The organism is Methylomonas paludis, assembly GCF_018734325.1.
Classification (GTDB): domain Bacteria; phylum Pseudomonadota; class Gammaproteobacteria; order Methylococcales; family Methylomonadaceae; genus Methylomonas; species Methylomonas paludis.
Genome location: NZ_CP073754.1, coordinates 228,603 through 242,407 on the forward strand (window position 1 = coordinate 228,603; position 13,805 = coordinate 242,407).

The 13,805-nt window shown below is 48.2% G+C and carries 16 protein-coding genes and 1 riboswitch; of the genes, 3 read left to right on the plus strand and 13 right to left on the minus strand.

What is annotated here, in order from left to right; genetic code table 11:
- Nucleotides 1-820 precede the first annotated feature (820 nt).
- Nucleotides 821-1,043: riboswitch (cobalamin riboswitch) on the plus strand.
- 108 nt (nucleotides 1,044-1,151) lie between these two features.
- Entirely contained in the window at nucleotides 1,152-3,083 is a 1,932-nt protein-coding gene (locus KEF85_RS01080; RefSeq protein ID WP_215582743.1) for a TonB-dependent receptor plug domain-containing protein, read from the plus strand.
- 252 nt (nucleotides 3,084-3,335) lie between these two features.
- Nucleotides 3,336-3,905: a hypothetical protein gene (locus KEF85_RS01085; RefSeq protein ID WP_215582745.1), complete on the plus strand. Its 570-nt coding sequence runs from the start codon at nucleotides 3,336-3,338 to the stop codon at nucleotides 3,903-3,905.
- 67 nt (nucleotides 3,906-3,972) lie between these two features.
- Here the strand turns inward: KEF85_RS01085 and KEF85_RS01090 are convergent, their stop codons facing one another.
- Complete coding sequence (locus tag KEF85_RS01090; RefSeq protein WP_215582747.1) at nucleotides 3,973-4,623, minus strand: glutathione S-transferase family protein; 651 nt, start codon at nucleotides 4,621-4,623, stop codon at nucleotides 3,973-3,975.
- 108 nt (nucleotides 4,624-4,731) lie between these two features.
- On the opposite strand from KEF85_RS01090, the gene KEF85_RS01095 reads away from it, so the two are divergent.
- Entirely contained in the window at nucleotides 4,732-5,295 is a 564-nt protein-coding gene (locus KEF85_RS01095; protein WP_215582748.1) for a TetR/AcrR family transcriptional regulator, read from the plus strand.
- A gap of 47 nt (nucleotides 5,296-5,342) precedes the next feature.
- On the opposite strand, the gene KEF85_RS01100 is transcribed toward KEF85_RS01095, so the two are convergent.
- The 12 genes from KEF85_RS01100 to nifE all read right to left on the minus strand — a co-directional run bounded on the left by KEF85_RS01100 (nucleotide 5,343) and on the right by nifE (nucleotide 13,731).
- Nucleotides 5,343-6,590 (minus strand): (Fe-S)-binding protein, encoded by a 1,248-nt coding sequence (locus KEF85_RS01100; RefSeq protein ID WP_215582749.1) that lies wholly within the window; start codon nucleotides 6,588-6,590, stop codon nucleotides 5,343-5,345.
- A 1-nt stretch (nucleotide 6,591) separates the two neighbouring features.
- Entirely contained in the window at nucleotides 6,592-7,035 is a 444-nt protein-coding gene (locus tag KEF85_RS01105) for a hypothetical protein (RefSeq protein ID WP_215582750.1), read from the minus strand.
- Nucleotides 7,036-7,038: 3 nt separating this feature from the next.
- Nucleotides 7,039-8,001: a DUF364 domain-containing protein gene (locus KEF85_RS01110; RefSeq protein WP_215582753.1), complete on the minus strand. Its 963-nt coding sequence runs from the start codon at nucleotides 7,999-8,001 to the stop codon at nucleotides 7,039-7,041.
- Between the two features lie 6 nt (nucleotides 8,002-8,007).
- On the minus strand, nucleotides 8,008-8,388 hold the full coding sequence (locus KEF85_RS01115) for a hypothetical protein (RefSeq protein ID WP_215582754.1): 381 nt from the start codon (nucleotides 8,386-8,388) through the stop codon (nucleotides 8,008-8,010).
- A 1-nt stretch (nucleotide 8,389) separates the two neighbouring features.
- Nucleotides 8,390-8,890, minus strand: coding sequence for a hypothetical protein (locus tag KEF85_RS01120; protein ID WP_215582756.1), 501 nt, complete (start codon nucleotides 8,888-8,890; stop codon nucleotides 8,390-8,392).
- Between the two features lie 2 nt (nucleotides 8,891-8,892).
- A complete protein-coding gene (locus KEF85_RS01125) occupies nucleotides 8,893-9,216 on the minus strand; it encodes a (2Fe-2S) ferredoxin domain-containing protein (protein ID WP_215582759.1) in 324 nt (107 codons plus the stop codon).
- Between the two features lie 81 nt (nucleotides 9,217-9,297).
- Nucleotides 9,298-9,615 (minus strand): ferredoxin III, nif-specific, encoded by a 318-nt coding sequence (gene fdxB, locus KEF85_RS01130; protein ID WP_215582761.1) that lies wholly within the window; start codon nucleotides 9,613-9,615, stop codon nucleotides 9,298-9,300.
- Between the two features lie 9 nt (nucleotides 9,616-9,624).
- Complete coding sequence (locus KEF85_RS01135; protein ID WP_215582763.1) at nucleotides 9,625-9,840, minus strand: CCE_0567 family metalloprotein; 216 nt, start codon at nucleotides 9,838-9,840, stop codon at nucleotides 9,625-9,627.
- Between the two features lie 11 nt (nucleotides 9,841-9,851).
- Nucleotides 9,852-10,325 (minus strand): NifX-associated nitrogen fixation protein, encoded by a 474-nt coding sequence (locus KEF85_RS01140; protein WP_215582764.1) that lies wholly within the window; start codon nucleotides 10,323-10,325, stop codon nucleotides 9,852-9,854.
- Between the two features lie 94 nt (nucleotides 10,326-10,419).
- Complete coding sequence (gene nifX, locus KEF85_RS01145; protein WP_215582765.1) at nucleotides 10,420-10,851, minus strand: nitrogen fixation protein NifX; 432 nt, start codon at nucleotides 10,849-10,851, stop codon at nucleotides 10,420-10,422.
- 44 nt (nucleotides 10,852-10,895) lie between these two features.
- Nucleotides 10,896-12,293 (minus strand): nitrogenase iron-molybdenum cofactor biosynthesis protein NifN, encoded by a 1,398-nt coding sequence (gene nifN, locus KEF85_RS01150; RefSeq protein ID WP_215582777.1) that lies wholly within the window; start codon nucleotides 12,291-12,293, stop codon nucleotides 10,896-10,898.
- Nucleotide 12,294: 1 nt separating this feature from the next.
- On the minus strand, nucleotides 12,295-13,731 hold the full coding sequence (gene nifE / locus KEF85_RS01155) for a nitrogenase iron-molybdenum cofactor biosynthesis protein NifE (RefSeq protein ID WP_215582778.1): 1,437 nt from the start codon (nucleotides 13,729-13,731) through the stop codon (nucleotides 12,295-12,297).
- Between the last annotated feature and the right edge of the window lie 74 nt (nucleotides 13,732-13,805).

Sequence of the window (13,805 nt, forward strand, 5' to 3'; positions counted from 1 at the left end):
CCATTGCTAATAAAAAATCGCAAACAGCGCCAGAGTCTGTCTGACAAAAAGCGGTGTGGGCTGCTTGATAATAGGGCGTTTGGTAATTGTATGCTGTAGCCGGTTCAAAATCAGATAGGCTGGTGTGCAAATCGCCAATAGCGCCGTTGTTGGTATAGTTTAACAAATCCCCGGCCATAGCATTGACCTGTTTAGAGTATTAAGCTAACTGCTTTTCTTGAATACTGTTGCTAAGCCCTTATCCCCACTGGATAACAGCGGTTTAATCACAAAAGCTGTGGATAACTCTGTGGATTAGATGTCATTAGTGGTGCTTATCTACCGGTATTGTTGGTTTTTTGTCAGATTGTATAAAAAATGATCAACAATTTTTGTGATAACAAATCAATAGCTTATAAAATTGATCAGAAATTCAATAAGTTATTTTGTCAAGTTCTTTACAGTTTTACTGGTACTGGTTTTGATGTGCATAAGTTGCTTGACAGCTGACGGAATTCCAGCACCAGATAGACAGGTAAAAACCTGGATTGTGGCACTCACCCAGCGGGATGCAGTGAAATTTATTAACGGCTTGGGCAATTAAGAAGTCTTAACGATTAAAATAATGCAAAGGCTTAACCTCTATAGCCAAGCGTCATTCTCGAGTAAGTGGGAATCCAGGTATCGAGGGCAGTGCCTGTGAACTGGGTTCCGGCCTGCGCGGGAATGACGATCTGGTTTTTAAAGCAGTTGTACGCTTTTACTTATTAGCCGAAAAAATAATGCTGTGTAATTGTTAAAAACTGGAATTTTCTTGAAAAATAAGTTGTTACTCCATACAATGGAAAGGAATCTTTCAGGTGCCTAAGCTGTAATCAGCCGCTTAGCTTAATCAGGAAGTCGGTACGGTGGAAAAGTTTTCCGCTTAAGCCGACGCTGCCCCCGCAACGGTAGATAAGTAAAGAACTGCATTTATGCCACTGTGCTTTAAGCGTGGGAAGGTTTGTAGTTCAGGTTAATCGCCACTTATGAGCCCGGAGACTGGCCAGAGAGATCATTCGAGACAGCGGCGGGCTGTTACGGAATGGTCTAAGCCTCTGTCTTCGTCTGTTTCGTTACCCTTTCCCCTCTGTCGTTTTTTACCCGAATGCGCGGCGGGCGCAGAGGACAATATGCAAAAAATTTTGTTCAGTTCTTTAATGCTGGCGGGTGTCAGCTTATCTGTTAATTTACACGCAGATACCAGTACTACCGGCAGTGATAACGATGACAATCAAGCTCAACAGCTTGGCAAAGTAGTCGTCACAGCTACTCGCACCGAAACCCCGGAAAATCAGATCGGTAGTGCTGTTACTGTGATTACCGGCGAAGAGATTGCTGCTAAGCGCCTGACCAGTGTGGCGGACGCCTTACGTACCGTACCTGGCCTGGATGTGATTCGTGCCGGCGGTCAGGGGCAGCAGACTTCAGTGTTTATGCGCGGTGCTAATTCCAATCACACCCTGGTCATGATAGACGGTGTTGAGATGAATGACCCATCAAGCCCAACCGGTGGATTCGACTTCGCCTTTCTACAAACCGACAATATAGAGCGTATAGAGGTATTGCGCGGTGCCGCCAGCGCAGTATATGGCTCAGACGCCATCGGCGGTGTTATCAACATCATCACCAAAAAAGGTCAGGGCCCGACAAAATTCACAGGTACAGCAGAAGGCGGTTCTTTCGGCACCTGGAAAACCGGCGGCGCGGTGTCTGGCGGCACCCAGCGGGTCAACTACAGCCTGGATGCCTCACGATATGAGACCAATGGCTTTTCTGCGGCCGATCAAAATCTGCAAGGTAATAGCAGTCCCAATGCCTATCGCAACACAACCGTCAGTGGACGCAGCAATGTCAAAGTCAATGATGCGTTGGATTTGGGTATGACCATGCGTTATAACGGCGGCAAGGCTTTTCTGGATGATTGCGGTGGCCCAAATTGTGACGACCAGAACGAATGGAATACCTTTCATGAATTGTTTACCAGGGGCTTTGGTCATTTACAATTGTTTGACGGCAAATGGGAGCAAACCTTAGGCTTGGCCTATAGCCGCAGTGACCGGGGCACTATCAACCAAAACCAGTATGCACCGGTTAATCCTTATAGCTGGACAGCGCAAAATCTGGGTGAAAAATTAAAACTGGATTATCAGAGTATTTTTCACATCAATAAAGCCAATACAGCCACAATGGGCGTAGAAGAAGAAGGCGATAGCTTACATAGTTCGGCCACTTATGATGGTAGTTCATCCGGCGTTATCCCGATCAAGACCATGAACACCCAGGGCTATTATTTACAGGATCAGCTGCAGCTGTTTGAACGATCTTTCACCACTTTTGGGGTTAGATATGATGATAATAACCGTTTTCCCGGTCATGTCACCTGGCGTGCCAACGAATCGTTTCTGATCAAAGAAACCGGTAGTCGGTTAAAAGCCAGTTACGGCACCGGCTTTAAAGCCCCCGCATTGCAACAGCTCTACGATATCATTTATGGTACCGGCAACCCCAATCTCAAACCCGAAACCAGCGTCAATTGGGATGCCGGGGTGGAACAGGATTTATGGCACGACAAAATTACCGCCGGCGCCACCTACTTTAATAATGTTTTTAATAATCTGATTCAGGGTAATATTGCCCAAAACTATCTGAATCAGAATATCGGTCATGCTAAAGCCAGCGGGGTAGAAACGTTTTTTGAAGTAAGGCCCTATACCGATTTAAGCTTACGCGGCACCTACACCTACCAACAGACCAAAAATTTAGATACCGGTAGTCAGCTGATTCGCCGGCCCAATGACAAAGCCAGTTTTGATATCGATTACCGCTTCTTGGAAAAAGCCCACCTGCATGTCAACGTGCTGGTAGTCGGTCATAAGGCAGATGTAGATCCGACTGGAGTGGCCGGCTATACCCTGTTAAATTTGTCCGGCAGTTACGATCTTCATCCAAAATTACAACTGATTGGTCGCATTGATAACTTGCTGGATAAACGCTATGAAGAAATATATGGCTACGGCACCTCCAGCATCGCCGGCTACGGCGGGATAAAAACCACCTTCTAGGGTTTCGGGAGGTGGGGTTGTTCTGGTTAAGTCTGGCTTATTCTCCACTCAGGGCGGCATTGGCATATAATAAACAACATGATCCATCTTGCTGTTGTGGAGCCAAACTTACTATGCTTAGCCTCAATAAGCAACGCGGAAGCGAGGATATTGGCAGTAAATTCCTTACTGACACAGCGTCTTATCAAAGTTTAGGCCAGCGATGACACCTATTTACTATTTATTTAGCTGCAAAATTAACGGAGTTTAACTATGAATGTAACACAGGCATTAGCCATTAGACCTGCCGCAGTCGGCTTAATGCTGTTGATGGCCGCCACCCGATTTCACCATTTTGGTACCGCTGTTTCCTTACCGGACGCTTCTCTGGCGGTGTTTTTTCTGGCCGGATTCTGGCAAAGTGGACGCTATTTGTTGGTCGCCTTATTAATAGAAGCCGGTTTAATAGACTATCTAGCCATTAACCAGTTAGGCGTTAGTGATTATTGTATTTCATTCGCTTATGCCTTTTTGCTGCCCGCTTATGCACTGCTCTGGCAAACCGGCAAATATTGTGGCAAACAGGCCATGTCTACCCTGACCGCTGTCGCAAAAACCTTGGTCTGGCTGGTTATGGCCGTTTCAGCGGCATTTTTTATCTCGGATACCAGCTTCTATTTACTGTCAGATAAAATTAGCGATATGTCCTGGAGCCAATATGCTCAGGGTTTTGTCTTATATTACCCCTCATATCTTGGTGCCGCCGTGATGTACAGCGCCTTGCCGATCGGTTTGCTTAAACTGGCAAAATTACTCATCACCCCAATCCGGCAAACGGTCTAAACCATTAAACACTGCAGGGTCCAACTGATCCTGCAGTGTGCGTTGTAAACCATCGAGGGTCAGGCCGCTATTTATTTTGAAAAAACTTAGCCCGTGCCGCCGTGCGGTCAGCGCTGACCTGCTGTACATGCGGTCGGCTTTCAATCAAGTTCAGATAAGCTTCTATACCCGGAATCAGTTCAATCACCAAATTTTTGCCGTAAATGTTTTGTGTGACATAGCCCACCACCTGCAAATGTGGCCAAGCTACCACATCCGCCACCCCAAACCGTGCACCTAATGCAAAAGGACTAAACTGGAACAGTCTGGCCAAACCGGACAAGCCAGTCGTCAACTTGGTATAAACCTCTTCTTTCACTTCAGCGGAAACCGGAGTGCCAAACAACACTTCCCCGTATAAGCGTCGCGCCACCAATTCCACATTCAGTTCCAGATGCTGAATAAACTCCCGGCATTTAGCGCGTTGAAAGGTATCGGTCGGAAATAAAGGCTGGTCAGGAAAAGCCTCTTCCAGATATTCCAGTATGGCCTGCGATTCCGAAAGATAACCGTCCGGAGTTTTAATAAAGGGGATTTTACCCAGCGGGGATTTTTCTAATATCTGCGTATCCCGGCTAGGCGCAGTCAACTCCTCAGTAAATGGAATATCCTTTTCCTTCAGTGCCAGTTTGACCTTATTGTAATAGTTGCTAATGGCCAGGCCATATAGGGTGATCATCTAAGCATTCTCCGCGAGGTTTAAAAACAGAAAAAAAGACAGACTGATCTGTCTATTGAAATAATACAGACTGGTCTGTATAATTTCAAATTATTTTTCACAATTTTTATGGCGCGTAATCTTCAGGCACATATACTTCATACAGCTTCCGGCTTGTTTTATAGTCATGGCATCCAAGCTACCGGGATAGATGCAATTGTCAACGCATCCGGTGTCGCCAAAATGACGCTGTATAAATATTTTCCTTCCAAAGAAGCTTTGGTGGTGGCGTATTTGCGTAAAAATGCTCAAGACTTGCTGGCCCAGATCCATTCAGGCATACAAGCCAAAAGGATTGATCAGACTGCTGACAAACTGCTGCTGGTATTTGACGAGTTTACGAAGATATTGGCGAGTCCGGGTTTTCGCGGCTGCCCATTCATTAATGCGGCTGCAGAATATGCTGATCCGGCTCACCCCGTGTCACAGGCCGTTGCCGAGTTTTACCGAACCCTAACCGAAATGCTGACCGAATTGGCCCGTCAAGCCGGCATCAATAAACCGCAACAATTAGCGGGCCAATTAGTCATGTTGATTTCCGGCGCTATTGTCACAGAACAAATCCATAAACAAGGCCTGGCAATGCCAATTGCTTATGCCACTGCGCAGCAATTGATTAAGCTAAGTCAGTAACCATGTATTAAGGCCGAACAACGCTAAAAGCAAGGTTAAATCAAAGCCTAATGCTGATTAATTGGTAACTGCAAGGCTAACAACTTTACCGGGTGGCACAACTTGGCGCCATGACGCTGCAAAAAAGCCGTACAGGCAAAATTGCTGCTTAACACCACATCAGCCGGGGCTGCTGATATACAATCCAGTTTCATTGCCCGTAGGCGTTGAGCATTGCCGGGATGGGTCAGCATATAACTGCCGCCCGCCCCGCAACAGAGGTTATTGTCTGCCAATGGCGCAATACTCAGTTCGGGGATTTTTTCCAGCAAAGCATAAACAGCCTGCTGATTTTTCAGAACATTGCGTTGACTGCAAGGTTCATGGACTGCTACCTTGATGCTGGCAGGCCTGAGTTTAAGTTCGGTAGGCCAATGACTGAGTAAAAACTGATTAATATCCTGCAAGCGCTCATGAAAAACTTGGGCAGCTGCGGTATCTTCACTTTGATATTCATGCAACATGGCACCACAGCCGGATGCGGCATACAACACCGCCTCAACATCAAGAGCATTAAACACCGCCAGATTATTTTCAATCAAATTCTGGGAGGTGATCCCATTATGTTGGTGGATAGCGCCGCAGCAACTTTGCTGGGCCGGTACCAGCACGTCATAAGCTATCGCATTCAGCAGCTTAATGGCGGCAGTCAAATTTTCCCGGTCAAAATGCTCGGCAATACAGCCGCTGAATAAGGCCACCCGACCACGACAGGGGAGTGAAGTGCGATAACGCCCGGCTAAAGCAGTCATTGCCGGAGTAGTCATGATCGCATCAGTCTCTGCCACACCGAGTTTTAGCAAAATACCGGTCGCTCTAAGTAGCGCCTGCAAACCGGATTTTCGATAAAACACCAGCGCGGGCATTAGTGCAGCTCGCCAGTTTTTATGGTCTATCAGCCACAAAGCCAGTTTGGCCAAACGTCCTGGCGCAGTAGCCACAGTCGCAAGAGCTTGATCAAATAGCGCACCATAAGCCATCCGACTTGGACAGACCGTTTCACAGGCCCGGCATTGCACGCAATTGCGCAAATGCTGATGTTCAGCTGAACTCACTGGCTCTTGGCTCACCAATATTTTGCTGATAGTGCGAATTCGCCGCCGTGGTGTTTCTTCATCAATTTCAAACAACCGGAAGGTAGGGCAATGACTTACACACATCCCGCAACGCATGCATTCAGCGGCTTCGGGAATATAAGGCCCATCTGGTGCGGCAACTGGATCATCTTCGCTGCCAAAATCCATGAAATCGAACATATCAAGACTCCATGACTTTTACATAAGCGCGGCGTAACAATTCCATTTCTGCCGGTGGTCTGCCGCGTAAAGCTGGCAGGGTTTTTAAACAGCAATCCAACTTGGACATCAGTTTATGTGGCGGATCCAGCACCGTAAAGCGGGCCATATAAACGGTAATAATCCCACCGGGTGCATCAATCTGCTCACTAAAGCCTGGCTCAGCGCGTAACAAATCTGTATCCAGCCGTAAAATCCGGTTGATCACATTCACCAGAGCGGCAGGGTGCATGGTAATCTTGCTTGACTCCACCTCGTCCTCCTCCAGCGCTTCAGATAATGCCGGTAAGGCCTTGGGAAAGCACACACTGCCGTTTGCTTGTTGAGCAAACAAAGTTAACGCACTGATATCGCCCTTGTAATACAGCAATAACCGATGATGATTGAAAACGCTAAGATCGGTCATGCCTCAAACAGTACTGAACTGATCCCAGAGAGGTTTATAGCTGCTATCCAGGCGCGATAAGCGGATATTTACTCGTTCCAGCAAAGCGTAATCCGGAAAACGGCTACTATTACCGGCGCTATACCAAGCTTCCATCGCCGCAGACAACCGGGATCTCTCCGCAGCGCAATCGGCAATTTGTTGTTTCAGCCAGCTCATACTCTGATTTGGGTTCAGATCGGCAATCCGGTAACGCAAACCGCTGCCGAAAATTTTTACCCCACCGCCCTGAGCCACAGTTTGTTGCAAAGTCTCTACATCATTAACTTCCACCCCAGCCAGATAATCAATGCCAAATTCATGGAGCTGCGGCAACCAAGGCACGGTCGGCCCCATTAAGACAGTTTTTGCATTGCCGGCTAATTCTGCCAAGCGAGGAAACGTCTTATTAGTAATTGAACTGGCAGTTAAAAACACCCAATCAGCCTGAGGCAACAAAAACTCACAGGCAGAATCAGGTAAATCGGCCGCAATCGGCTGCTTTTCCAAAATGGTCAGCCGCATTTGCTGTTCATAGCGTTCAATACCCGGATAACGGCCTATCACCACCACATTTTTACCCTGTAAGTCCGGTAAAAAATAATCGAATACTGCCAGATTGGGATATTCGCTAATATTAGCCAAGCCAATCGAGTCCGGCAATGGCCTGCTGTTGATACAGCTATTGATAGCAGCCATCGCCACCGTGGCTTTATAAGGTTCCCATTCCAAAATCCAGGCGGCGATATCGGTCAACGCCATCCCTGATAATGTCCCGGACCAGGGCAGGGTACGAGTGGGCAAGCCTGGACTCATAGCTAACCCGGCACCGTTGTGAGCCGAATTACGGCAAAGCGTCCACACCAGACCAATAAACACCTGATCAATCACAGCATTGCTGCTGCAATAATCAATCAGTAATTCATAGAGGCGCTTGGGATTATGCATAAGGGCTTATTGCGGGATATCCAGTAATTTAGCTTCCACCTTAATATTATCCAGTTTACCCCAGGCATTGATAGCTTCCACAAACCAGCGCTTTTTAGTAGGGTGGGGTTGCACCACATCATATTCCGCGTAGAAACTACCATCGCCATAAAATTTGATCTGGCCGATGCGCTGCTTAGCCGTATCATACCAATAGCCGGTCAAATCCTGACTTTGCGTATAAGGATCTACCACCAAATGAAACACCGCCGCATCAAATTCCGGGCTTGGTAACTTAAGTTCTAACGGAAAACCCAGTTTAGCGATACATTCGGCTATCTTTCCGCATACAGTTTGACCATAGACACGTTTTTCATCAATCTGCATGTTTACATCGCTACTACTCATACTAATCCTCGTTTAAAGCTTGGGCCAACTGCATAATCACCGAGCCGCCGGAACGGTCTTCCGGATCAAGTTGCTTTAATAATGTCAGAATATACTGCGCATCATCAGTCTGATCCTGGCGCAGCTTAATAAACGCCAAGGCTTTCAGCGTATACAAATAAAACAGACTAACCTCGCTGGCGTACATATCCCAAGATGCGGCAACAGCTGCCAACTGCCGGTAATTGCCGGGAAAGCCGCCCTGCAGAGCGGCAGCGGCCAGTCCGGCGTGAACTTCACGTTCGGCTTCATCCAAACGACCCTGATAAAAATAAAATTTATACAGAGCAAAATAAGTTTGCAAGCAGCTGCCGTCCAGTTGCTGGGCCTGCTTAAACAAAGCTTCGGCCCTGGGTCTGTCGACATGATTGGCCACTACACCGGCTTGTAATAACTGATTAACCGCTTCAGGTAAATCGGGGCTGAACAGTACCCGCTCCTCAAGCACCGACAGCGCCTGCATGATTACCAGACCTCGGCAGGGGCCTGCAAGGCAGCAACCGGTGTACCGCCCAATAAATGCTGATCAATAATGGTTTTCACATCATCTTTAGTCACCCGGCCATACATAATCCCTTCAGGATAAACCAGCACACTAGGTCCCAGCATGCAAGGACCCATGCAACCGGTATTGGTCAAGCCGATTTTTTCGAATAAATTACGGGATTGAATCTCATTCATAAACTCATTCATCACTTCCGCACAGCCACTGCTGGAACAGGAGCCGCGTGGATGCCCCTGCGGGCGATTCTGAGTGCAGACAAAAACATGTTTTTCGGGTCTAGGCATGGCAGGCTCCTGTAGGGAAATATGGGCAGTAGTAATCAATCACCGGAGCGGCAAGCACCGCTCACAACAGCAGCAGTCGGCTTAAGCCGCAATCTTAGGTTCATGAGTAAAGCAGTCTTTAGGGCAAACTTTAGAACAGGCCTCGCAACCTATGCAATCAGCCGGATTTTTCAACGTCATTACCTGACTGTTATCGTCATCGTCCTCAAAATCCGCATAACTATCATCAAACTGCTCAGCTTCCAGCACTTCATCCTTGTCAACCAAATCAAAAACATCGCGTGGACACACTTTAAAACAGCGTCCGCAACCAATACAGGTGCGTGGATTCAGATTGGTTACATAAGCAGGCGTCCAAACCGTACCACCAAAAGTCGTTCCGGTAATAAATTCGCTCATAACGGCTCCTCAGACTGAGCCGCTGCTGGCGGCCTGAAATTTCTTGTTGGCTTCATCCCAGGCTTGACAGGCATCAAACGTTGCCTGGGCTATGCCCATCAACTCGCCATAAGCATCCGGTAAGCGGTCTTCAATCAAATCGTGTAAAGCCATAGCCTGCTCACTAGCCAGACGCTTGGTTTTTTTCACTTCTTTTTCCAATACTTTCAAATCGACTTCGCTCATGATCATCTACCTCAGGCTTCCGCAACTTCCCGGTATTGCTCGATTAAGGCAACAGCTTTATTAACCACCAGATCAGTTTTCTCAGCCAAATCCGCCAGACTCGGAAAACCGAAGCGATGCACATCACGCAGAATTTTATCCACCACAATCAGCTTGCCCACCAGCACAAAAGCCCGGCCAAAACCCTCATGGGTAATATTGATCACCGGTACCGCCATCATGCCGGACTTTTTCTCGATCAGACAGGCAATACTGTTGTAATAAGCCTTTACCCGCGCCAAAGTGATTTCATCCGGATCACCAACGATAGGGATTTCCCGTTTGCGCTCCTTGGTCAATACCAAAGGATCAATAATTTTTTCCTGTGACCAGCCTTCATATTTGTCATAAGTATCCATTGCTCGCAATTGCTTGAGCATTTCCACCACCACATCTGAAGTCATGAAAGGGTCGCCGCTTTCCACGGCAAGAGCGGGTTGAGTCATGGTAATTCTCCTGTTAGTTAATATTCAGGTGGGGCAACCCCCACCATTTGGATAGTTTTGATTGAACCTGATGGTCAAGACGGATGATTAAGACCTATTCTTGCCAACCTTCATCTTCCATTTCATCAAAGCGTTTCAGATCCGGGCCCTTATGCAGACTGATTGCTTTAGCCAGCCAACTGGAAGGCCCGGACTTCATTTCATTCTGCAAATCAGTAATTAAGTCTTTAATAGTACTGCCTTCATGTACCTTGATCGGCTGAATCCCATGATTCACAATCTGCTTAATGGCCGAAGCACCAACCGCCTGGCAATACACCGCCGCGCAGCCGTCCAGCAATTGCAGTTTTACCGATAGTTTGTCCTCATTGCCGTCCTGGGCCAATTCACCAAATTGAGCGGCTTCCAGTATTTCCGCGTTTTCTGGATCTACCGCATACACGGCAAATGACTTGGCGGAACCAAAATGCTGATTGACATGCAGCATATCCGAGGTAGCAAAAGCGACTTTAATAGCAGTTTCCATAGGCACTCTCTGTTCATGGTTATGCACAATGTGCATGCGGCGAGTTAATGACATGTTGCTGAACTAGTATTACGTTCTGATTCAGGTTTTTGCGCATAAATCGAGTGATAAACTTCGATTTCTTCATGCGCAAAATTAATCACCAGATTGGCCAGATCAAACAGAGCCTGACGGGTGCCGCGATAGCCTATCCAGGTTTTCTGATAACCGCCGATGATGTCGTAAAGGGGAAAACCGGCGCGCAGCACTGGAATCCCTAAGCGCTCGGCACTGGCAACAGTATGCGAATTACCAATCAGCAATTGCGCCTTATGCTCTTTAGCCAGCAATTCCAGATCCTCCAGATCACCAATCTTAATACTGGCAACCGGAGTAGTGGCCAGTATCGGCGCATTGGCCGCACTGATAGCTGCAACTACTTCTGCCCCCATACCCTGCACCAGATGAATAAAAGCATTCAATTGATCGGGGTCAGCGGCAATGGCCACCCGTAACTGGCCAAGCATAAAATGGGTATCCAGCATAGCGTCCTGCAATTGGGCGCGCTGCCGCTCAATAACTGCCGGTACTGGCACTTCACTGATTTCGGCCAAAGCCATAATCAAAGCATCATTGGCCTGCAAACCATATAAATGATCAAAATGGTGGCTAGGCACCCCGGTTCTCTGCTCCAGCAGTTCACCGGCCTTGAACAAAGACGCACCGATCACCAGCGTGGCCTTGGCCTCACCCAGCGTATACACTTCAGAAATCGGCGTACCGCCGATAGTAACCGGCGAAAATTCATCCTCAGTCAGACTACCGTCCAAGGAATCAGAAATATCCGGCAGAATCACCGGTCGCAAATTGAACTGTTCAATCAAATGACGTAAGGTTTCCAAATCGCCTGGTGTCAGCATCGGACTAACCAGCACATTAACCTGACGTTGCCGATTACCCGGCTTAGTGCCCGCCACAGCTGCTTCCGGTACCAGTGCATTAATCAATTCGTAAACAGCCGCCGCGTAACCACTTTCCACACAACCGGTGAAATCCGGTGTGTTAACCGCCACCACAGCCACATGAGCATATTGCGGATATTTTTCCCGAAACTCCCGAACATTGCGGTGTACATCAGCACCTTGAGTTTCCGCCAGCCCAGTGGTTAACACCATCACCAGTGCCGGATTGGATTTTTCGGCAATCGCCTTAATACCTTCAATCACATTCTCATCAGCGCCCAGCACAGAACTGGCCTGATCCATCGCCGTTGTTTGCAAAGGAATCGGCTCACGGAAATGCCGGACAAAAAACACCTTGGCAAATGCCGTGCACCCTTGAGAGCCATGTAACATAGGCATGGCCCGGTCAAAACCCAGACAGGCCAGCGAACCACCCATAGGTTGACTGGCTTTTAAAGGATTAACCGATAAAGCTTTACTGCGTTTCAGTACCTCAGCCATATCAAGCCGCCTGTGATTGCAAGTCGCTGACCGGTTCGGCCAATGCCGTCTTTGTCACGCCACTACGCCACGGCGCCGGAGCCCGCACCGCCTGCCATACCGGACTTTCCATAGTCAAAGCCAGCTGCCGTACTAACTCCAGCATGCCCTGATAACCTTCATAACCGAATTCGCGTTCCTGATTAATATCCAGAAACGGGATACGCGCCTTCAGCGCGGTATACATATTCCGGCCACCAGCGATCAGAATATCGGCCTTGTAATCGCGGACGATTTGCAGCAGCGCTTTCGGACTGCCGTCTTCTATCATTAAAGTATCTTCACCCATCAATTCCCGAATTCGAGCCTTATCTTCCTCAGTGGATTTTTTAGTGCCGGTGGCAACCACCACCATACCCAAATCCTGCAAAGCAGAAATCACCGACCAGCTTTTCACCCCGCCGGTAAACAGCAGTACCCGCTTGCCTTTCAAACGTTCCTTCCAGGGAGCCAGTTCGGTGCGAATCCGGTTTTCCTCGCGTTCAATAATGGCTTCGGTGCGGGCAATCAAATCCGGATCGTCTATCACCCTGGCAAAATCGCGCAAAGCCTGACTAGTATCGGTGATGCCATAAAAACTACCCTCAAACCACGGCGTACCGTATTGTTTTTGCAAACGCCGGGCAACATTCACCATCGCCTTGGAACAAACCATCATATTCACTTCAGCCTTATGCATAGTTTGCACCTCACGGAACCGGGCATCCCCGGAGAGCGTGCACAATACCCGCAGGCCCATTTCATCCAGTAAAGGCAGTACATGCCAGAACTCCCCGGCAATGTTGTATTCACCCACCAGATTCACATCATGAATCTTAATGCCGCGCAGTTCACTGCCAGGCGGTAAGGGGTCGGGGTCACGGGTGCCTATCACATGATTAACCATAGCATCACCGGCAATCCGGTTACCCAGATTCTTGGTACCATAAAAACCGGCGCAATCAATCGGCACCACCGGAACATTCCAGCGCTCCTGGGCGGATTTGCAGATGGCATTAATATCGTCGCCCACCAAAGCCGGCACACAAGTGTTGTAAATAAACACCGCCGGAGGATTAAAACTGTCTATAGCTTGTTTGATAGAGTGAAACAGCCGCTTTTCACTGCGGCCCATAATCACATCCTGTTCAGTTAAATCAGTTGTCATACCGGTGCGGTACAATTCCGAGCCAGAAGAGCGGGTACCCCGGTTGTCCCAGGAACTGCCAGCACAGGCTATCGGGCCGTGGACTATATGGGCCACATCGGCAATCGGCAGCAGGGCAATCTGGGCGCCGTCAAAAGCGCAGCCCCCGGCCGCCGTACCCGGTTTGGGTTTGGCGCAACCGGATTTTTCCTTCTTGTTATGCTCACAAGCCGGTTCGTCTAACAGTTCCGCAATATCTTTGCTCGATTTCATAGCCACACCTCGCTGTTTTGGTATAAACAATGCAACCGGTGTGCCATTTGTTAATAATTTGATTTTAAATAAAT